Source organism: Halalkalicoccus paucihalophilus (assembly GCF_001593955.1).
GTDB lineage: Archaea > Halobacteriota > Halobacteria > Halobacteriales > Halalkalicoccaceae > Halalkalicoccus > Halalkalicoccus paucihalophilus.
In genome coordinates this window covers 492126-509633 of record NZ_LTAZ01000005.1, presented here as the reverse complement: position 1 = coordinate 509633, position 17508 = coordinate 492126, and the positions used below count along the sequence as shown (strand labels likewise).

24 protein-coding genes are annotated in these 17508 nt (G+C 65.0%); 10 read left to right on the top strand and 14 right to left on the bottom strand.

Annotated features, from left to right (window positions below; genetic code table 11):
* Positions 1-930 (top strand): ring-cleaving dioxygenase, encoded by a 930-nt coding sequence (locus tag HAPAU_RS12160; protein WP_066382970.1) that lies wholly within the window; start codon positions 1-3, stop codon positions 928-930.
* Here the strand turns inward: HAPAU_RS12160 and HAPAU_RS12155 are convergent.
* From HAPAU_RS12155 to HAPAU_RS12110, 10 genes are read right to left on the bottom strand one after another with little or no spacing between them, the layout of a single operon-like run.
* Positions 921-2063 (bottom strand): pyridoxal phosphate-dependent aminotransferase, encoded by a 1143-nt coding sequence (locus tag HAPAU_RS12155; protein ID WP_066382969.1) that lies wholly within the window; start codon positions 2061-2063, stop codon positions 921-923. The two genes, HAPAU_RS12160 and HAPAU_RS12155, sit on opposite strands and share 10 nt — an antisense overlap.
* Positions 2063-2464, bottom strand: coding sequence for a 6,7-dimethyl-8-ribityllumazine synthase (ribH, locus tag HAPAU_RS12150; RefSeq protein ID WP_066382967.1), 402 nt, complete (start codon positions 2462-2464; stop codon positions 2063-2065). Before ribH ends, HAPAU_RS12155 begins: the two co-directional genes overlap by 1 nt.
* Before the next feature lie 31 nt (positions 2465-2495).
* Positions 2496-2807 carry a gas vesicle protein GvpM gene (gene gvpM, locus HAPAU_RS22805; protein WP_066382965.1) on the bottom strand — a complete coding sequence of 104 codons (312 nt, stop codon included), beginning with the start codon at positions 2805-2807 and terminating at the stop codon, positions 2496-2498.
* The gene (gene gvpL, locus HAPAU_RS12140; protein ID WP_066382964.1) at positions 2807-3643 is read right to left on the bottom strand and encodes a gas vesicle protein GvpL; all 837 of its coding nucleotides are present in this window, start codon (positions 3641-3643) and stop codon (positions 2807-2809) included. The genes gvpM and gvpL overlap by 1 nt, the downstream gene beginning before the upstream one ends.
* The gene (locus HAPAU_RS12135; protein WP_066382962.1) at positions 3636-3971 is read right to left on the bottom strand and encodes a gas vesicle protein K; all 336 of its coding nucleotides are present in this window, start codon (positions 3969-3971) and stop codon (positions 3636-3638) included. Before HAPAU_RS12135 ends, gvpL begins: the two co-directional genes overlap by 8 nt.
* The gene (gvpJ, locus tag HAPAU_RS12130) at positions 3968-4402 is read right to left on the bottom strand and encodes a gas vesicle protein GvpJ (RefSeq protein ID WP_066382960.1); all 435 of its coding nucleotides are present in this window, start codon (positions 4400-4402) and stop codon (positions 3968-3970) included. The genes HAPAU_RS12135 and gvpJ overlap by 4 nt, the downstream gene beginning before the upstream one ends.
* Entirely contained in the window at positions 4395-5198 is an 804-nt protein-coding gene (locus tag HAPAU_RS12125; RefSeq protein WP_066382958.1) for a hypothetical protein, read from the bottom strand. The genes gvpJ and HAPAU_RS12125 overlap by 8 nt, the downstream gene beginning before the upstream one ends.
* Positions 5191-5721, bottom strand: a complete 531-nt coding sequence (gene gvpH / locus HAPAU_RS12120) for a gas vesicle protein GvpH (protein WP_066382956.1) — start codon at positions 5719-5721, stop codon at positions 5191-5193. Before gvpH ends, HAPAU_RS12125 begins: the two co-directional genes overlap by 8 nt.
* Positions 5718-5972 carry a gas vesicle protein GvpG gene (gvpG, locus tag HAPAU_RS12115; protein ID WP_066382954.1) on the bottom strand — a complete coding sequence of 85 codons (255 nt, stop codon included), beginning with the start codon at positions 5970-5972 and terminating at the stop codon, positions 5718-5720. Before gvpG ends, gvpH begins: the two co-directional genes overlap by 4 nt.
* Positions 5973-5979: 7 nt before the next feature.
* Positions 5980-6606: a GvpL/GvpF family gas vesicle protein gene (locus tag HAPAU_RS12110; protein ID WP_066382952.1), complete on the bottom strand. Its 627-nt coding sequence runs from the start codon at positions 6604-6606 to the stop codon at positions 5980-5982.
* A gap of 129 nt (positions 6607-6735) precedes the next feature.
* Between HAPAU_RS12110 and gvpA the strand changes: the two genes are divergently transcribed.
* The 5 genes from gvpA to HAPAU_RS12085 are packed head-to-tail and all read left to right on the top strand — an operon-like array spanning position 6736 to position 9603.
* Positions 6736-6999, top strand: a complete 264-nt coding sequence (gene gvpA, locus HAPAU_RS12105; RefSeq protein ID WP_049934428.1) for a gas vesicle protein GvpA — start codon at positions 6736-6738, stop codon at positions 6997-6999.
* Positions 7000-7003: 4 nt separating this feature from the next.
* On the top strand, positions 7004-7468 hold the full coding sequence (gene gvpO, locus HAPAU_RS12100) for a gas vesicle protein GvpO, halophile-type (RefSeq protein ID WP_066382951.1): 465 nt from the start codon (positions 7004-7006) through the stop codon (positions 7466-7468).
* A 60-nt stretch (positions 7469-7528) separates the two neighbouring features.
* Positions 7529-7891: a hypothetical protein gene (locus tag HAPAU_RS12095; RefSeq protein ID WP_066382949.1), complete on the top strand. Its 363-nt coding sequence runs from the start codon at positions 7529-7531 to the stop codon at positions 7889-7891.
* A gap of 46 nt (positions 7892-7937) precedes the next feature.
* Positions 7938-8846 (top strand): hypothetical protein, encoded by a 909-nt coding sequence (locus HAPAU_RS12090; protein WP_066383257.1) that lies wholly within the window; start codon positions 7938-7940, stop codon positions 8844-8846.
* Between the two features lie 43 nt (positions 8847-8889).
* Positions 8890-9603 (top strand): hypothetical protein, encoded by a 714-nt coding sequence (locus HAPAU_RS12085; protein WP_066382947.1) that lies wholly within the window; start codon positions 8890-8892, stop codon positions 9601-9603.
* A 2-nt stretch (positions 9604-9605) separates the two neighbouring features.
* On the opposite strand, the gene HAPAU_RS21690 is transcribed toward HAPAU_RS12085, so the two are convergent.
* From HAPAU_RS21690 to HAPAU_RS12070, 4 genes are read right to left on the bottom strand one after another with little or no spacing between them, the layout of a single operon-like run.
* A complete protein-coding gene (locus tag HAPAU_RS21690; RefSeq protein WP_169802649.1) occupies positions 9606-9761 on the bottom strand; it encodes a hypothetical protein in 156 nt (51 codons plus the stop codon).
* Positions 9758-10630: a trehalose-phosphatase gene (gene otsB / locus HAPAU_RS12080; RefSeq protein ID WP_084383706.1), complete on the bottom strand. Its 873-nt coding sequence runs from the start codon at positions 10628-10630 to the stop codon at positions 9758-9760. Before otsB ends, HAPAU_RS21690 begins: the two co-directional genes overlap by 4 nt.
* The gene (locus HAPAU_RS12075) at positions 10623-12119 is read right to left on the bottom strand and encodes an alpha,alpha-trehalose-phosphate synthase (UDP-forming) (protein ID WP_066382945.1); all 1497 of its coding nucleotides are present in this window, start codon (positions 12117-12119) and stop codon (positions 10623-10625) included. Before HAPAU_RS12075 ends, otsB begins: the two co-directional genes overlap by 8 nt.
* Positions 12116-12529: a hypothetical protein gene (locus HAPAU_RS12070; protein WP_066382943.1), complete on the bottom strand. Its 414-nt coding sequence runs from the start codon at positions 12527-12529 to the stop codon at positions 12116-12118. Before HAPAU_RS12070 ends, HAPAU_RS12075 begins: the two co-directional genes overlap by 4 nt.
* 244 nt (positions 12530-12773) lie before the next feature.
* Here HAPAU_RS12070 and HAPAU_RS12065 point away from each other — a divergent pair, with 244 nt between their 5' ends.
* Genes HAPAU_RS12065 through purE form a run of 4 tightly spaced genes read left to right on the top strand, consistent with a single transcriptional unit; the run spans position 12774 to position 17437 of the window.
* Positions 12774-14225 (top strand): sulfatase, encoded by a 1452-nt coding sequence (locus HAPAU_RS12065; protein WP_066382941.1) that lies wholly within the window; start codon positions 12774-12776, stop codon positions 14223-14225.
* The gene (locus HAPAU_RS12060) at positions 14222-15625 is read left to right on the top strand and encodes a sulfatase-like hydrolase/transferase (protein ID WP_066382939.1); all 1404 of its coding nucleotides are present in this window, start codon (positions 14222-14224) and stop codon (positions 15623-15625) included. The genes HAPAU_RS12065 and HAPAU_RS12060 overlap by 4 nt, the downstream gene beginning before the upstream one ends.
* 37 nt (positions 15626-15662) lie before the next feature.
* A complete protein-coding gene (locus HAPAU_RS12055; protein WP_066382938.1) occupies positions 15663-16817 on the top strand; it encodes a 5-(carboxyamino)imidazole ribonucleotide synthase in 1155 nt (384 codons plus the stop codon).
* On the top strand, positions 16814-17437 hold the full coding sequence (purE, locus tag HAPAU_RS12050; protein WP_066382937.1) for a 5-(carboxyamino)imidazole ribonucleotide mutase: 624 nt from the start codon (positions 16814-16816) through the stop codon (positions 17435-17437). Before HAPAU_RS12055 ends, purE begins: the two co-directional genes overlap by 4 nt.
* The last annotated feature ends 71 nt before the right edge of the window (positions 17438-17508 follow it).

The following is a 17508-nucleotide window of genomic DNA, read 5'->3' as shown; positions in this document are numbered from 1 at the left end:
ATGGCAACCATACGTGGCATTCATCACGTCACGGCGATCTGTGACACCGCAGGACAGAACATCGCCTTCTACGCCGATTTGCTCGGTCTGCGTCTGGTCAAGCGGACGGTCAACTTCGATGACCCCGACAGCTATCACCTCTATTACGGCGACGAGATCGGACGGCCCGGCACGCTGGTGACGTTTTTCGCGTGGCCCGACGCCCCGCAGGGACGCCTCGGCAGCGGACAGGTCGAGTCGATCGCCTTCGCCGTTCCGTCCGACTCCCTCGGGTACTGGGCCGACCGCCTCGAACGCCGAGGGATCGACGCCGAGGAGCTCGAGCGCTTCGACGACCGACTCCTCCGCTTTCACGGCCCCGACGCGCTGCGTCTCGAACTCGTCGCGGCCGACGCCGAGGACGGGCCGGACCCGTGGTCCGAGGGACCGGTCGATTCCGAGGACGCGATCCGCGGGCTGTACGGCGTGACCCTCGGTGTCGAGGGCTACGAACGGACGACGGACCTGCTCGAAACGATGGGCTACGATCCTGTGGGTGAGGAACGCGATCGGTTCCGGTACGAGACGAACGGCGACGCCGGATCGATCATCGACGTCCGGTGTCGTCCCGACCTACGGTGCGGGCGGATCGGCGTCGGAAGCGTCCACCACGTCGCGTTCCGAACCGAGGACGGGGCCTCACAGAAGGAGTGGCGCGAGGCCCTCACGGAGCGCGGCCTCGATGTCACCCCGGTGCTCGATCGGACGTACTTCGAGTCGATCTACTTCAGGGAACCCGGCGACGTACTCTTCGAGATCGCAACCGACGGGCCCGGGTTCACAGTCGACGAACCCGAGGCGTCACTGGGCGAGGAGCTCCAGCTACCGGAGTGGCTCGAACCCCGGCGCGCGGAGATCGAACGCGACCTGCCGATGATATTCTACAGGTAGCCCTCTGTGACTAGTCGGTCGACCGCCTCTCGAATCCGTTCCTCGCTGTTGGCATACGAGATCCGCGCGTAGCCGGGCGTGCCGAAGGCGCCCCCCGGTACCGTCGCGACGTGGGCGTCCTGAATCGCGCCCTCGCACCACGACTGGTCGTCTTCCTCTACGGGGACCATCATGTAGAAGGCTCCTTCGGGCGCGCGCACGTCGATGTCGTGTTCGGCCAGCAGGTCGACCAGCAGATCCCGCCGATCCTCGAAGGCCTCGACCATCTCCTCGACCGACTCCTCGGTGTTTTCGAGGGCCTCGCAGCCGGCGTGCTGGACGAAGTTCGTCGCACACGAAACCGAGTGCGAGTGAAGCTTGCCGGCCTCGTCGATCAGCTCTTCGGGCGCGGCCAGATAACCCAGCCGCCAGCCGGTCATCGAGTACGCTTTGGAAAACCCGTTGATCGTGACGGTTCGCTCTCTCATGCCCTCCAACGTGGCGAGCGGCGTCGGCTCCTCGCCGTAGGTGATGCGCTCGTAGATCTCGTCGGAAATCACGGTGATATCGTGCTCGACCGCGAGATCGCGCACGCCTTCGAGCGCCTCGTCGGTGTAGACGGCCCCTGAGGGGTTACTCGGTGAGTTTACCACGAGCAGTTCCGTTTCGTCGCTCACCGTCCCGGCGAGCTCGTCGAGTGCGGGTTCGAGACGGAACTCGTGGGCCGAGAGGTCGACCCGCGACAGAGAGGCCCCTGCGAGCTTCGCCATCGCCTCGTAGGAGACCCACGCGGGATCCAGTAGTACCACTTCGTCCCCCTCTTGCACCAGCGTCTGGAAGGTCTCGTAGAGCGCCTGTTTCGCACCCGGCGTGACGATGACGTTCTCGGGGCCGTACTCCAGCCCGTCGCCCTGCAGTTTCTCCGCGATCGCCTCACGAAGCTCGGAGATCCCGTTCGAGGAGGTGTAGCCGGTGTCCCCGGCGTCCATCGACGCCTTTCCGGCGTCGACGACGTTCTCGGGGGTCGGGAAGTCGGGTTCCCCCACCGAGAGGTCGACCACGTCCGCGCCCTCGGCTTCGAGTTCGCCCGCCAGTTGGCTGATCGCAAGCGTTGCACTCGGTTCGACTCGGCTGACTCTGTCTGTAAACTCCATCATAGTTCCTCCACCAGATCGATGGCGGCATCGACCGCCTCCGCACCCTTCACGACGCGCTCGCGCGCCTCCGCACCGGACATCCCCGGCCCACTGACGCCGAACGCAACGGGGGTGTCGCGCTTCAAACTCACCTCGGTGAGCCCGTCTGCCGCCGATTGTGCGATCACGCGGTCGTGGTCGGTATCGCCGGTGACGATCGCGCCGATCACGACGACGGCATCGATCGCCTCGCGTCGGGCGAGGCGATCGGCCGCGAGCGGGCTGTCGTAGGCGCCCGGAACGCGAAGCGTCTCGGCGATCTCGGCGTCGCGCTCGGCGGCGGCGTCGCGGGCCGTTTCCGCCATCTCCTCGGTGACCGACCGGTTGAACTGCGCTACCACGAACCCGAGCGTGACCATACGGGAGGGTGTCACACCGTCGTAAAAGAGCTTACCGTTCGTCCGGCTCCGAATCGGATTTGGATCCCGAATCCGAGCGGGGCTCGGGCACCGTCGGGCGCGGCCGGCGGCCGAACTCCGAGTGGCGATAGCGCTCCTGGTTGCGGATCTCCTCGTCCCACTCGGTGAACATGCCGTGCTCGACCATCGTCGTCATCCCCGCGATCGCCGCCCGGAGGTTGATCCCGACGAGGGGAATGTCCGCGACGGTGACGACGACGTCCGCCTGAACGATCGCCCCCTTCGTAAGCAACACGTCGAGCACGTCGACGATCGCGTGGCCCTCGGGTCGCGTCGGCTCCATCACTCTTCACCTCTTTCTCCGATGGTCGGAGCGTGCGAGTACGGCGGCCATGGCCCCGTGTAGTCGACGTCGAACCCCTCGCGCTCGACGAACTCTTCTAGGATCCCGCCGATGGGATCCTCGCTCTCGCGGGAGGCGAGCACCGAGAGCTGGACGACCGTCTCGAAGTCGTCGTTCGATTCGGTCGTCCCCTCCGCGCCCAGTAGGGTCGAGCCGCCGCTACCGGCGGTCTCGACGCTGTCTGCGTGTTCCGCGACCCGGTCGTAGAGGTCCCCTGCGATGGCGTCGCGTCGGTTCTGGAGCCGTTCTGCGAGGCGCTGTTCGTACTGTTTTTCGAGCAGATAGCCCGTCCCCTCGCTCGACCCCTCGATGCGCGATTCGAGGTCGGCCAGCTCCCCGTCCTCGCTCGCGATCCCTTCGCGGACCCGCGACTCGTCCCAGCGGAGTTCGATGCGGTACTCCCAACGGCCCGAAAGCGTTTCGAGCGCCTCGTCGAGTTCGTGCTCGTTTTCCGCGATCCAGTTTCGTACCTGCTCGTCGTCACCCTTGATGACGGTGTCGAACCGGAAGGGAACGGGGGTGTCGAAGGCCTCGCCGGCGGCGTCGACCACGCGCTGGTGGCCCAGCAACCAGCGCCGGACTTTCGAGAGGTCGTCCGAATCGAACATCGCCTCGACGGGCTGGACGACCGCGCCGATCCCGTCCTGTGTGATGATCCGTACCTCGCCCTCTTCGATCCCCTCGACCGCGAGTTCGGGGTTCTCCTCGACTCGCACCGCACAGTAGAGATAGCGCCCCTCGTCGAACTCCGTGGCGCGTGTCCCCTGTTCACTCATCTTCCAGTTCCTCGTAGTGATCGTCGTACACCTGCTCGATCCCCTCGCTGAGCAGGTCGTTGAGTTCGGTTCGGAGCTCGCCCACCTCGTTTTCGATCCCTTCGCGCTCCTTGATCGCCTCGATTTCCGCTTCGATCGCCTGCAGCTGGGTTCCGAGGCGTTCGATCTCCTCGGAACCCAGCACGCCCGATTCCATGCGGCGGATCGCCTCCTTCTCCATCGCCTCGACGAGCAGTTCGACGACGGTCATCACGAGCGCGAGCAGTCCCGAGGCCGCGTCCGTCTCGCCGCCTTCGTCGGCCTCGCCACCGAGATCGATCTGTCTCATGAGTCGTCCTCGTCCGCCACCTCCTCGCTGTCGCGGTTTTCATCGCTTCCGGATCCGTCGTCGGTGGCGATCGGGACCTCCGGATCGGGGCGTTCGCTCGGGGGGTCGCTACTCGCGTTCTCGTCGTCGGCGTTCGACCCGCCCTCGCTGGCACTGATCCCGAGGTTCACCTCCTCGTCGTTCTCGACTTCGAGGGGTTCGCGGCCCGACGCCTGTTCGACCCGGCGCATGTCCGTGCCGCTGGGGAAAGCGAGCCCGTACTCCGCTGCGGTCTCGAAGGAGGCGATGGCCGCCCGGATCTCGATTCCCAGGAGTTCGGTCTCGCCGACCGTCACCGCGATGTCGGCGTTGATGACGATTCCCTTATCGAGCACTAACTCGAGGACGTCCGCCAGATCGCTTTGCTTGCGGGTTGGTTTTGCACTACTCATGGTTCTCCGTGTTCGCGTTGTCGAACCGCCGGCCGTAGATCCGCCGTGGGTTGTTCGCTCGCGAGTACTTCACCTGCGAGGGGACCGTCGAGTGGCGCGTCGACGCCGAGTTAGCCAGCGGACCGCTCGGCATCGTCGAGACCGCCGTCGGATTCAACGACTCCGAGCCGCCGAGTTTCTCCTGGTTGAACTCGTAGAGCAGTCGGAGTTTGTCGTGGGTCTCCAGCAGCGCCGTTCGGAAGCCCTGTACCGCCGTCGAGATGATCTCCTCGATCGCCTCCTGTCGGTCGTCGGGGTCGAACTGCATGTGTGCGCCGTCGCCCATCCCCATCTCCGTATCGAGCAGTCCGCCGTCCTCGTCGCCATCGTCCCCGTCGCCGGTGACGTCGTCGATCTCGTCTTCCAGTTCCTTCTGTTGCTCGCGTAGGTCCCCGATGTCCGCGGCCTCCCACAGCTCGCGGAACCGGATCGCTTCCTTCAGATCGGTGAGATCGATCGCGTCGCCGGCGTCGCCGTCGGCGATCGCTTCCGGGATCTCCTCGACGTCGATCGCGTCGGGCAGTTCCTCGACGTCGATCACGTCGGGCAGTTCCTCGACGTCGATCGTATCGAGGACGTCTTCCGCCTCGTCGAGGACCTCCCAGATCTCCTCTGCGGTCTCGATGACGTCCTCGTCGTCGCTGCCCTCGACGATCTGCGTCTTGAGCTCCTCGAGCCCGTCGGCGATCCCCGGAATCAGCTCCTCGAGGCGGTCGAGGACCGACGCCGCCTCGAGTTCCGTTTCGGTTTCACTCATCGTCTCCCCCTCCGAGCGTTTCGTCGGTCTCGGTTCGCAGACGGACTTCGAGGACGCCGTTTCGGAACGTCGAGTTCGCGACCGTGATGTCGGCCCCGCCAAGCGGGATTCGCTCGATCACGTCTCCATCGAGCCCGATGACGAGGTCGTCCCGTCCCCGGTCGATCCCGACGGTGACACTCTCGGCGGTCGCACGCGGGAGGTCCGCGAGCACGACCACGCCGTCCTCCTCCTCGCGGACATCGACGAGGTGTTCCTCGTCGGTGTCGTCCGGGGTCGTCTCGGTGGTCTCGGACGGTTCTTCGGTGGGGCCGTCGACACCGAGGCGCTCCCAGAGGCTGTCGGGATCCGGTCCCGTGCTCACGCTGAAGCCGTAGTCGGTCCGGGTGTGTCTGCCCGATACTGTTCCGTGTCCCGCCCCCGTCCTCTCGCCGCTGCGTTCCGCCTCCTGAAGCGTCTCGACGACGTGTCTGAGGATGTCGAGCAGCGACGAGGCGTCGCGGTGGTTGTCGTCGGTTGTCATTGTCGTATCTGGATGTTCTTGTCGTCGAGCTGTTCGTGTGCCAGTTCCGCCGTTTCGAGTTCCGCCTCGAGTTCGGCCTTGCGTTGTGCGTATTCGGCCTCGTCCCGTTCGCCGAGTTCGTACAGCAGTTGGTTCTCCTTCAACTCGTTTTGAATCGCCTCGATGTCGTACATCTCGGTGACCGCGAGCGTGTGGATCGCATCGAGGATCGAGATGAACGGCTGAAACAGGATGTCGTCGACGATGAACATGGTATGGTTAGCGCTGGGCCGTGATCTCGATGTCGACGAAGTTGTAGGGTGCCCACGGGCCGGTGTACTGGACGAGGAGCTCCTCGTGGGCGTCCTCGAACTCGCCGACGGCCTCGTTGAACGCCTCCCGATCGGCGCGTTCGACGAGGTAGGATCGGTTTATCACGAGTCGATCACTGAATAGTTCGTTCTCCACCACGTTAACGCTTATCCGGTCGAAGCGATCGTCGGCCTCCGCGCCGATTTCCTCGGGGTCGACGTCGGCGTCCTCCTTCGTGAGGACCTTCAGTCCGAGTTCGACCATCCCGTCGATCTCTCTGAGCGTCCGCGAGAACACCGGGCGTGCGTTCCGGAGGACGTTCTTCAGGGTGCGTTGGTTCTTGAATCCCATCCCGAAGCTCATCGGGACGATCGTCCGGCCGCCGTCGTGCTCGAGGATTGTCTGGAGCACCTCATCGTGGCGCTTTACGTTCTCGTCGCTACGTTCGGGTTCGACCGTGTCGATGTCGGAGACGACGGCCGAAAGCGACTGGTAGCCGACCGTGTAGGCGCGATCGGCCCCGTTGACGCCGTCGATCTCGACGTCGAGGTCCTCGCTTTCGATGACGCCGTAGACGTAGAGTGCGTCGGACATGGTGGTTCGGTAGCGGAACTACTCGTTCGCACCCGCATATGTGTCACGGTCGGCCAATAGCCGAGCGCTTGCGTGGGAAGGGGAAACCATAAGACGGTCGGCGTTCGTTCTGTGGACGAAGGGAAGACCATGAGTCAAGCCAGACCAAGCACGTCAAGCCTCGCAGAGGTACTCGATCGTATCCTGGACAAAGGCGCCGTCATCGACATCTGGGTACGCGTCTCGCTCGTCGGTATCGAGATCCTCACCGTCGAGGCCCGTGTCGTCATCGCGTCTGTCGACACCTTCCTCCACTACGCGAGGGAGATATCGAAGATAGAGCAAGCCGAGGAAGAAGGGGACTTAGACGACCTCGAGGACATCGAGATCGAGGCGTCCGCCGAATCCTCGTAAGCGAATGGGGTCCGCTGGGGAGTCAGACGACGGGCAGTGTCGGGCACGGACGTCCGACGGCGAACGGTGCACTCGGCCGGCACAGGACGACGGGTTCTGTTACCAGCACGGACCCGACGACGAGACGATCGACGACCACCAATCGGAGGGATCAGATATGACAGAAGAAGAATCCGTCTCGGGAACCGAGATCGGGGCGGTACGCGAGAAGATACGGCAGGTCGCAGAGGACCTCATCGGTCGTCCGCTCGTAAGCGTCGTCTCCGTCGACCGCGATCGGAACCGGGGCGACGACGACGGGGACGAAGAGGGCTGGGTCGCAGCGGTGGAGATACTCGAACGCAAGAGTATCCCCGACACCCAAGACATCCTCGGTCGCTACGAGATCTCGCTCGATTCCGACCACGAGATCACCGGCTACCGACGGACCCATCGGTATCGCCGTGACGACATGGATCAGGACATCTGATCCGCCGAATTCGCCGTCACGGCAACGGGAGTTATAGACGTACACGTTCTACCGAGAGCCATGAGCGAGGAAGAAGTGACACTGCCGTGGATCGACGAGCCGATGTCGCTCGCGGAGGCGATCGAGACGGTCGCCCAGGCCTCCGGGGAGGACGACGAACACATCGAGGAGCTCGAACGACGGATCGAGCGCCTCGAACGCCGGGTCAGTGCCCTCGAGGACGGGTCCTCGATCGAGTGTCCCTCTTGTGGGGAGACCGGATCGGTCTACAAAGCCGGTGTGGGGGCGGCGAAACTCGCGAGCGACGGCAAACTGAGCGACGCCAACGCCGACGCACTCAACCGGGACTCGCACGTCTGTCTCGACTGTCAGGAGTCGTTTACCCCCGCATTCGATCGGTCCGACGGCGAAGACCTAGACTAAACCGCCATGAACCTTCTTACGTCTCTAGGTGGTCGTTTCAATGACGATGGGAGACGAATCTACGACCGATAACCGAGAGGACGGCGTTCACGTCCGTGTACTGTTGCCCGACGGCGGGGAAGAAGAGGCTCCGGACGGCGAGGAGGCTGAGGGAGACGAGGAGGAAGAACGGGAGAACGACGGGGAAGGAGACGGAGAGCAGGAAACCAACGAAAGCGGAGAGGACGGGGACGAAGAGGACGCACCCGAGGAGGGCGAGGAAGAACAGGAGGACGAGGAAGTCGACGAGGGCGCGGAAGAAGACGAGGAGGGTGAGGACGAGCAATCAGAGGGCGACGATGAAGCGGGCGAAGAAGGCGAAGAGGAGGAGACCGACCGGGAGGAGGCTGAATCCGAGGAGGGGACACGCGTCCTCCACCTCAACCTCGACGGGCTGTTCCTCGACCTGCTCGGGCTGGAGGTCGACCTCGACGAGGTAACCCTCGATATCACCGCGATCCCCGGCGAGGGCAACCTGCTCGGGAACCTGCTGTCTGCGGTCGGCGGCCTACTCGACGGCGGCGATCTGGGGAGCATCCTCGGCCTCGACGACCTGCTCGGCGAGGGTGGTCTGCTCGGTGGCGACGACGACGAGGACGGTGGTCTGCTGGGCGGGGACGGTCTGCTCGGCGCTGGAGGCGAAGAGGGCGAAGAGGGAGAAGAAGGCGAGGAGGGCGAAGAGAGCGAGGGAAGCGGTCTCCTGCCCGCGTTTCCCGACCTGAACATCGGCGACCGGATCCGTGCGTTCGCGCGTGCGATCGCAGACCGGCTCCGGAGCTTCTTCGGCGGTATCGTCGAGGACCTCCCGCTCGAGGAGATGGCGACCCAACTCGTCCAGCAGGTGGTCAGGGAACTCCTCAGTAGCGATAAGGACAGCCAGAACGACGACAGCGACGACGGCGAAGCGGCGGCATAGATCACAACCGACTCGCCCCTGCCGGGGCATCTACACCAACACAATGAGCGATACATCTCTCGCCGGCAGCATCGATCCCGAAAAACTGCTTGAAAGCCTCGATCTCGAGGAGGTACTCGAAGGAACGGAACTCGAAGACACCTTCGAGGACGACGACGAAAAGAGCGTCGCGGAGTCCCTTGGTGGGGCAATCGGCGCGCTGATCGGCCGCAAGATCGGCGAGGCCCTCGCGAAACGCCTCGAAGAAGCGATCAAGGAGGGCAGAAGCGCCGATGAGGACGAGACCGAAGAAAGCGACGAAGAAGACGAAGGAGACGAGGACGAGAGCACCGATAGTGAGGAGGACGACGAGGAGGAAACGGACGAGACCGACGAGGACGAGGAAGACGGTGGGGAGGACGAAGAGGGAAATGAAAGCGGCGGCGACGGCGAGGGAGCGAGCGAGGAAGACCAAGCGGATGACGAAGACGAGGAAGATGGGGAGGACGAAGAGGGAAATGAGAACGGCGGTAACGGCGAGGGAGCGGGCGATGAAGACGAGGACGACCAAGGCGGGGAACAGGAGGCAACCGATGATGACGAAGACGGGGACGGGGATGACGAGGAGAGCGAGGACGCCCCCTCGAGCCGAGAGGAGTTAGACGACCTCTCCTATCGCAAGCTCCAGTCAATCGCGAAGGACCACGACATCAGGGCCAATCTCGGTCGCGAGGAGATGACCGACAAGCTCGTCGAGGCGCTGGATCTCGAGGAGTGAGGTCAATCGGTCGCCGACGGGGTTTCGGCGCGCGGCCGAAGGGGGGAGTCACCGCAATCGACACAGACGTATTTCCCCTCGACCGTGCGGACGACCGGAGCGTTACAGGCGATGCATTTGATCCGTGCGCTGCGCGCTTCGCGTGGGTAGCGGCTCATGTCCGTTCTGGAGTCGTGTTCGTCGGACGGCTGGTCGATACGCCCCGTTCGGGGGAACTGTCCTCCTCGCCGGTCGTATGCCACTCCACGAGCGCAGAGAGAAACGCGCTGACGCCCGACTGCGTCGGGATCCGCCGGTGGGCAGCGGTTTCGCCCTCGCCGACGTAGATCGCGAGTCCGTCCGAAACCGCCCGGAACGCCGACTCGTCGGTGGTATCGTCGCCGATGTAGATCGGCATCCAGTCGGCGGGGTGGTCGTCGGTCAGCAACGAGACGGCCATTCCCTTGTGCCAGCGAACGGCCGGTCGGAGCTCGATGATCTCCTTGCCGTCCGTCAGCCTGATCCGTCCGTCCCCGAACCGGGAGACGACCGTCCTGACGATTTCTCTGACTCGTTCGACCCTCTCGGTGGGTGTCTTGCGGTAGTGAATTGTCGCCGTAACCGACTTGTCCTCGACGGTCGCGCCCTCGACGGTCGAGAGCTCGGGTTCGAGCGCCGAACAGATCCGCCCGATCCGTCGCCGGTGTTTCGCGGCGATCGGGTGAACCGCCGTCGACCCGTGACGCCGGAGTTCGAGGCCGTGGTTGCCGGCGTAGGCGATCCCATCGAGGCCGACGCGCTCGCGGACGTCCGCGAGCGCGCGCCCGCTCACGACGGCGACCCGCGTGTCGTCGGCGTCCCGCAGGCTCTCCAAGAGATCCCGGTTCTCGGGGACGATCTCCGGGGCGTCGGGGTCCGTCTCGATCGGTGCGAGCGTTCCGTCGAAGTCCGTACAGAGGACCAGCCCGCTGGCATTCTCGACTCGCTCGCGAACCGTTTCGTAGGACGAGGCGAACGGGTCGCGGACTCCGGTGTCGCTCTCAGACATGTGTCGTCGATCGGTCGAGATCGGGCTCGCCCTCGCAGTCGAGAGCGGTCTCGAGGACGTCGTCCATCCACGCGAACAGGTCGTACTCGCCGACGCGTTGTCGCTGGGTCGCCATCCGTGCCTCGCGTTCCTCGGCCGATAGCGCGAGCGCTCGCTCGATGGCCTCGGCGAAGTCCTGCGTATCGAAGGGGTTGATCGTCACCGCGCCCTCGCCGAGTTCTTCGTGTGCGCCGGCGAACTTCGACAGCAGGAGGATGCCGTCGTCGTCGAGTTGGGAGGCGACGTACTCCTTTGCGACGAGGTTCATCCCGTCACGAAGCGCACTCACCAGCGCGAGATCGCTGTGGCGGTACAGCGCGTAGAGCTCCTCTTCGGGGAGCATCTCGTCGATCCGGACGATCGGTTGCCAGTCCCCCGCTCCGAATCGGCGGTTGACCCGTCCGATCGCGGCGTCGACCCGTTGCTGGAGGTACTCGTAGCTCGCGATCTCGCTGCGACTGGCCGAGCCGTTCTGGACGTAGGTAAACTCCCCGCGCCGTTCGGGGTTCTCCTCGAAGAAGCGCTCGATGGCGTCGATGCGCTCGGGGATCCCCTTCGTGTAATCGAGGCGATCGACGCCGAGGGCCACAGTCACGTCGTCGATCCCGTAGCGCCCGGCGAGATCCGCCCAGACGCTCGACTCGCTCGCGAGTTCGGCGGTCCGCTCGGCGTCGATCCCCAGCGGGAACGCCCGAACCGTCGTCGTCCGCCCGTTCCGTTGGATCGTCCGGTGATCCCGGTCGACGGCCGCCTCGGGGATCTCCCGCTCGACGCAGTCGAGGAAGTTCTCGACGTACGCGGGGATGTGGAAGACGAGCAGATCGTTCGCGAGCAGCCCGTCGAGCAGCGGGTCAGCCTGCGGGCAGACCTCGAAGGTGTCCGCCGCCGGCCAGGGGATGTGCCAGAACTGGGTGAGCAGCGCTTCCGGTACCTCCCGGCGGACGATCCGGGGCGCGAGCGCGAAGTGATAGTCCTGAAACCAGATCAGGCTCCCCTCCGAGGCCTCCTCTGTTACGGCCTTGGCGAACTGGCGGTTGACCGCCCGATAGCGCTCGAAGTCCCGCCCGTCACACCGGACCGGGTAGATCATCCCGTGACAGAGCGGCCAGAGCGCCTGATTGCTGTAGCCGTAGTAGTACCCCTCGAGGTCCGACTCGCTCAGATCGACGCGCGAGAGCGTATACGCGGGGTCCTCGGGCGGCACTCGAACCCGACCGTCGTCTGCGACCTCGAAGTCGGCGTCGCCGTCGCCCCACGCGATCCACGTCCCCTCGGTGCGTTGCATCACCGGATCGAGTCCGGCAGTGAGCCCGCCGGCCGGCCGCGAGACGGTGATCTCGCCGTCGTCGTCCTCGTAGTTGTGGGCGTACGGCTGGCGGTTCGAAACGACGACCAGCTCGCGCTCCGAAAGCGCCTCGAGGACGCGGGGGCTCAGCTGTCGGTCGCTCATAGGGGCGGTTGCGTATCGATCTGATTCGATGGCGTCCGTCCCCACCCGTCCGGGTCGGCGGTCGGCGTGTCGGTGTCGAGTAGCTCCATAACCCGTCCGACGGAGATACCGCCCTCCGAGTCGGCGATACCGTTGATCTGTTGCATGTACGTGAGTAGTGTCTCCACGGCTGTGTCCATCGTCGCTACGCAGCCCAGCCTCATACCACTTTTCGCCTCGCCGGCACGCTGTTCACATCGGATCCCCCAGAGCTGGCTCGCACACAGCTCTGGCATCACCGGACTCTCTTCGGTCGGCTCCGCGACGAGAGTGAGCCGATCCTCCTCCCGCCTGAACTCGATCCTGTCCTCACGGAAGGCCGCCGCGGCCCAGCCGTACGGCAGGAATATGTCATCTAATGCGGGTTTCATGGCCCTTTCGTGGAGTCCCTACAACGCTTCAGGCACTCCCCCTTCTGCCTGCGATACCGTGTCCTTTATATGTATCGTCGAAGTCAGTGGTTCCTTCACTCGGATTCGTATCAATAATCCTACCTTCTGATATCGGGGTTGTGAGGCGCTATCCGCTCGATATCACCTGAATAGGGTGCGCACGCAGGGGGGTACTATTTCCCATTAATCGTCCAATACTGAGTTCCTGAGAGGGACTGAGACGATGGGACATCCAAACATCGCGGTCGTCGTCATGGACACGGCACGAGCGGCGGACACCGTTCCGGCGGACCCGGCAGTGATGCCGACGCTCGCCGAACTCGCTGCGGGGGGAACCGCCTATACGAACGTCTTTACGAGCGCGCCGTGGACGCTGCCCTCCCACGCCTCGCTCTTTACGGGCACCTACGCCTCGCGCCACGGCGCTCACGGCGGGCATACGTATCTCGACGAGGGGTTCGTGACGCTCGCAGAAGCGCTCGCAAGCGAGGGCTACGAGACCGTGGGCGTCTCGAACAACACGTGGATCACCGAGGAGTTTGGGTTCACGCGCGGGTTCGAGCGCTTCGAGAAGACTTGGCAGCTCGTCCAGTCCGAGACGGATCTGGGGGGAGTGACGCGGGCCAAACACGCCAGCGGGAAGGTAAATGCGTTCGTCTCGCAGGCCCTTTCGGGCAACCCGTTGGTCAACGGGCTGAACGCGGTCTACGATCAGTTCTTCCGGGCCAGCGACGACGACGGGGCCGCACGCACGACCGCGTGGCTGGCCGACTGGCTCACCGAGCGTGAGACGGATCGGCCCTTCTTCTGTTTCGCGAACTGCATCGAACCCCACATCCAGTACCGCCCGCCACGGGAGTACGCGGAACCGTTCCTCCCCGACGGGGCCTACGAGGAGGCGATGGCGATCAGACAGGAACCGCGCGCCTACGACGTGGGCGAGTACGATCTCAGTGACGAGGAGTTCTCGCTCCTCGAGGGGCTCTACCGGGGCGAACTCGCCTATCTCGACGCGAAGATCGGCGAGTTCCGCGACGCCCTGAAGGCTGCCGGCGAGTGGGAGGACACCGTGTTGGTGGTCTGTGGCGATCACGGCGAGAACGTCGGCGATCACGGCTTTCTGGGCCACCAGTACAACGTGTACGACACCCTGCTTCACGTCCCACTCATGATCCACGGCGGGGCGTTCGAGCCCGCGACCGGGGAGGACGAACTGGTTCAGCTGCTGGACCTGTTCCCGACGCTGCTCGATCTCGCGGAGGTCGACGCCCCGAATGCGCGCGATCAGGCACAGGGGCGGTCCCTGCTGACAGACGGGCCGGCCCGCGAGTCGGTGATCGCCGAGTACGTCTCACCCCAGCCGTCGATGGAACAGTTAGAGGAGCGGTTCGGGGAGGTGCCCGGGTACATGTACGAGTACGACCGCTCGTTACGAGCGATTCGTACGGGTGAGTACAAGTACATCCGAGGATCGGACGGGAGCGAGGAGCTCTACGACGTCGAGCAGGACCCCCAGGAACGTTTCGACCTCGCGACGACCGAACCCGACATCGCGGCGGAACTGGCGGCCGAACTCGAGGGGTGGCTCGACTCCTTCGAGGAGGCCGAGACGGACGGCGAAGTCGAGATGACCGACGCCACTAAGGGTCGGCTCCGTGATCTAGGCTATCTATGAGCCGACCGAACGTCCTGTTTTTCCTCACCGATCAGGAACGCTTCGATCTGACCGCGCCCGATTCGCCGATCGAGACGCCGAACGTCGATCGCCTCCGGGAGGAGGGGATGGCCTTCGAGCGGGCGTATACCCCCATCAGCATCTGCTCGGCGGCGCGTGCCTCGCTGCTGACGGGACTGTACCCGCACAACCACGGCATGTTGAACAACTGCCACGAGGCGGACGCGATCCAGCCCAACCTCCCTCCCGATCTGCCGACGTTCGGCGAGCACCTCTTGGAGGCGGGCTATACGAACCACTACGTCGGAAAATGGCACGTCGGCCGTGATCAGGGGCCCGAGAACTTCGGCTTCCAGTACCGGGGTGGGGCCGACCGCCACCACGACGCCGACCTCGCCGGCGACTTCGCGAACTACCGCGAGGAACTCGGCGTCGACGTGAGCGAGGCCGACCTCGAGGACGCGCTCTACACCGACACCGGGACGCTCGTCGCCGCCACCGACCCCGTGCCGGTCGAAGCCACGCGCCCGTACTACATCGCCCAGCAGGCGATCGAGCACCTGCGCGAGGGGATCGCAGAGCCGTTCTTCCTCCGGGTGGACCTCTACGGACCACACCACCCCTACGTCATCCCCGAGCCCTACGCCTCGATGTACGATCCCGACGAGATCGAGCCCCCGGAGAGCTACCGGGAGACCTACGACGGCAAACCCGCGGTTCACGAGCAGTACCTCGACTACCGGGGCGTTCGGGGGTTCGACTGGGAGACCTGGTCGGAAGCGATCGCGAAGTATCGGGGGTTCATGACGCTGCTCGACGAGCAGATCGGGCGGATCCTCGAGGCCGCCGCGGGGATCGAGGACTGCTGTACGATCCACGCCTCGGATCACGGCGACTTCACGGGTGCTCATCGCCAATTCAACAAGGGCCCGATCATGTACGACGAGACTTACCACATCCCCCTGCAGGTCCGCTGGCCCGGCGAGATCGAGGCGGGATCGACCTGCGGGGAGTTCATCTCGCTCCACGACCTGATGCCGACCTTCCTCGATCTGGCCGACACGGAGGTCCCCGACGTCGACGGGCGCTCGATCCGGCCGCTCTTTTCGGGCGAGGCTCCGTCGGACTGGCCCGATTCGCATTTCGCACAGTATCACGGCGACGAGTTCGGGCTCTACTCTCAGCGGATGCTCCGCACGAAACGGTACAAATACGTCCACAACGGCCCCGACAGAAACGAACTCTACGATCTGGATGCCGATCCGAACGAACTCGGGAACCTGATCGAGCACCCCGCCTACGAATCGGTTCGGACGGACCTCGAAGCTCGGTTGATCGAGCGCATGGAGGGGACCGGCGACCCGATCGCGCCGTGGACCGCGACGGCGTTGAGCAGGTAGCGGTGGGCTTTTGACCACGCTCGGGAAACCGTCGCCCATGGCAACGAAAACCCTTCCGGGACCGACTGTGGGAGTCGTTGGCGGCGGCCAGTTGGGGCGGATGCTCGCGGAGGCGGCGGGCCCCTTGGGAATCGAGACCATCGTCCTCGATCCGACACCCGAGTGTCCGGCCTCGGCGGTCTGTCGGGACCAGATCGTCGGCGCGTTCGACGACCCCGATTCGGTCCGGGAACTCGCCGCGCGCGCGGACATTCTCACGTTCGAGATCGAACTCGCTGATCCCGACCTGCTCGAAGAGGTCTCCGAGGAGGCCGGCATCGAGGTCCAGCCCTCACCCGACACCCTCCGGACGATCCAGGACAAGCTCGTCCAGAAACGCGCCCTTCGGGAGGCCGGCGTGTCGGTCCCCTCGTTCCGGGCGGTCGATTCGCCCGAGGAGCTACGGACGGCGCTCGACGAGTTGGGGACGCCCGCGATGGTCAAGGCTCGCGAGGGCGGCTACGACGGTCGGGGTAACCTCCCGATCGAGGGTCCCGAGGAGGCCGAGGCGGTACTGGACGAACTCGGTGGGGCGGCGATGGTCGAGGAGTTCGTCGAGTTCGAGCGCGAACTCTCGGTGATCGGCGTCAAAGGCGATGGGGAGGTCGCGACCTACGTCGCGGGCGAGAACCTGCACGAAACGGAGATCCTCCGGGAGACCGTGGTCCCGGCGCGCGCGAGCGGGGCGGTCCGCGAGCGCGCCCAGGACGTCGCCGGCGAGGTCCTCGAGCTGATGGACGGGCGAGGGGTGTACGGGATCGAGCTCTTTCAAGAGGGCGAGGGGATCCTCGTCAACGAGATCGCGCCCCGCCCGCACAACTCGGGCCACTGGACCATCGAGGGCGCGCGTAGCTCGCAGTTCGAACAGCACGCCCGCGCGGTCTGGGGGCTTCCCTTGGGATCGACCGAACTGCGCGAACCGGTCGTGACGAAGAACGTATTGGGCGACGAGCGCGAGTCGAGGGAAGCGACCCTCTCGGGCGTCGATCAGTTGCTCGCCGAACCCACGGTCCATCTCCACTGGTACGGGAAACGCGAGGTCCGCCCGCTGCGGAAGATGGGCCACTTCGCCGTTCTCGGCGGAGACCGCTCCGCCGACGAACTGCTGGAGTCAGCACGTACATACCGCCGGCACGTGGAGTTCGAATCATGACAGTGGAGGGAGTACGCGAGCTGATCGAGGAGTTCGAAGCCGAGGCCGCGCGCGACCGCGATTCCGAGGAGACCCCCGAGGTTGGGATCGTCATGGGCAGCGACTCGGACCTCGATACCATGTACGGGGCCTACGAGGCGCTTTCCGAACTCGGGTTCGCGGAGGTCACCGACCTCGAGGACCCGCCAGAGGCACGGTTCACCTTCGAGACGTACGTCGTCTCGGCGCATCGCACCCCGAAGCTGATGGACGCCTACGCGAGTACGGCGTCCGACCGGGGACTGGACGTGATCATCGCGGGCGCGGGCGGGAAGTCCGCCGACCTGCCGAACATGACCGCCTCGCTTGCCTATCCCGTACCGGTGATCGGCGTGCCGGTTCAGGAGAAATCCGTCAGCTCCGTCATCGGGATGCCCACGGGCGCGCCGCTTACGGCGGTCGACGCGGGCAAGTCGTTCAACGCGGCGCTGTCGGCGGTCCAGATCCTCGCGCGCGAGCACGAGGAACTCCGGAATCGGCTGGTCGAGTATCACGAGGGATTACAGGGGGAGGTCGCGGCGGTTTCCCGCGACCTTCACGAGTCGGGAACGCCCGGATTTCGCGCACAGCGGGACCAGTGATGCTTGCCCCTGACGGGTGAGAAATAACGAGAATCAACCCTTATGTAGGTGGATTCCCAACCCTCGGACGT

Excerpts from the sequence above, each read along its gene's own strand:
- HAPAU_RS12160 (WP_066382970.1), top strand. The coding sequence starts at position 1 with ATGGCAACCATACGTGGCATTCATCACGTCACGGCGATCTGTGACACC.
- HAPAU_RS12155 (WP_066382969.1), bottom strand. The coding sequence starts at position 2,063 with ATGGAGTTTACAGACAGAGTCAGCCGAGTCGAACCGAGTGCAACGCTT.
- ribH (WP_066382967.1), bottom strand. The coding sequence starts at position 2,464 with ATGGTCACGCTCGGGTTCGTGGTAGCGCAGTTCAACCGGTCGGTCACC.
- gvpM (WP_066382965.1), bottom strand. The coding sequence starts at position 2,807 with ATGGAGCCGACGCGACCCGAGGGCCACGCGATCGTCGACGTGCTCGAC.
- gvpL (WP_066382964.1), bottom strand. The coding sequence starts at position 3,643 with ATGAGTGAACAGGGGACACGCGCCACGGAGTTCGACGAGGGGCGCTAT.
- HAPAU_RS12135 (WP_066382962.1), bottom strand. The coding sequence starts at position 3,971 with ATGAGACAGATCGATCTCGGTGGCGAGGCCGACGAAGGCGGCGAGACG.
- gvpJ (WP_066382960.1), bottom strand. The coding sequence starts at position 4,402 with ATGAGTAGTGCAAAACCAACCCGCAAGCAAAGCGATCTGGCGGACGTC.
- HAPAU_RS12125 (WP_066382958.1), bottom strand. The coding sequence starts at position 5,198 with ATGAGTGAAACCGAAACGGAACTCGAGGCGGCGTCGGTCCTCGACCGC.
- gvpH (WP_066382956.1), bottom strand. The coding sequence starts at position 5,721 with ATGACAACCGACGACAACCACCGCGACGCCTCGTCGCTGCTCGACATC.
- gvpG (WP_066382954.1), bottom strand. The coding sequence starts at position 5,972 with ATGTTCATCGTCGACGACATCCTGTTTCAGCCGTTCATCTCGATCCTC.
- HAPAU_RS12110 (WP_066382952.1), bottom strand. The coding sequence starts at position 6,606 with ATGTCCGACGCACTCTACGTCTACGGCGTCATCGAAAGCGAGGACCTC.
- gvpA (WP_049934428.1), top strand. The coding sequence starts at position 6,736 with ATGAGTCAAGCCAGACCAAGCACGTCAAGCCTCGCAGAGGTACTCGAT.
- gvpO (WP_066382951.1), top strand. The coding sequence starts at position 7,004 with ATGGGGTCCGCTGGGGAGTCAGACGACGGGCAGTGTCGGGCACGGACG.
- HAPAU_RS12095 (WP_066382949.1), top strand. The coding sequence starts at position 7,529 with ATGAGCGAGGAAGAAGTGACACTGCCGTGGATCGACGAGCCGATGTCG.
- HAPAU_RS12090 (WP_066383257.1), top strand. The coding sequence starts at position 7,938 with ATGGGAGACGAATCTACGACCGATAACCGAGAGGACGGCGTTCACGTC.
- HAPAU_RS12085 (WP_066382947.1), top strand. The coding sequence starts at position 8,890 with ATGAGCGATACATCTCTCGCCGGCAGCATCGATCCCGAAAAACTGCTT.
- HAPAU_RS21690 (WP_169802649.1), bottom strand. The coding sequence starts at position 9,761 with ATGAGCCGCTACCCACGCGAAGCGCGCAGCGCACGGATCAAATGCATC.
- otsB (WP_084383706.1), bottom strand. The coding sequence starts at position 10,630 with ATGTCTGAGAGCGACACCGGAGTCCGCGACCCGTTCGCCTCGTCCTAC.
- HAPAU_RS12075 (WP_066382945.1), bottom strand. The coding sequence starts at position 12,119 with ATGAGCGACCGACAGCTGAGCCCCCGCGTCCTCGAGGCGCTTTCGGAG.
- HAPAU_RS12070 (WP_066382943.1), bottom strand. The coding sequence starts at position 12,529 with ATGAAACCCGCATTAGATGACATATTCCTGCCGTACGGCTGGGCCGCG.
- HAPAU_RS12065 (WP_066382941.1), top strand. The coding sequence starts at position 12,774 with ATGGGACATCCAAACATCGCGGTCGTCGTCATGGACACGGCACGAGCG.
- HAPAU_RS12060 (WP_066382939.1), top strand. The coding sequence starts at position 14,222 with ATGAGCCGACCGAACGTCCTGTTTTTCCTCACCGATCAGGAACGCTTC.
- HAPAU_RS12055 (WP_066382938.1), top strand. The coding sequence starts at position 15,663 with ATGGCAACGAAAACCCTTCCGGGACCGACTGTGGGAGTCGTTGGCGGC.
- purE (WP_066382937.1), top strand. The coding sequence starts at position 16,814 with ATGACAGTGGAGGGAGTACGCGAGCTGATCGAGGAGTTCGAAGCCGAG.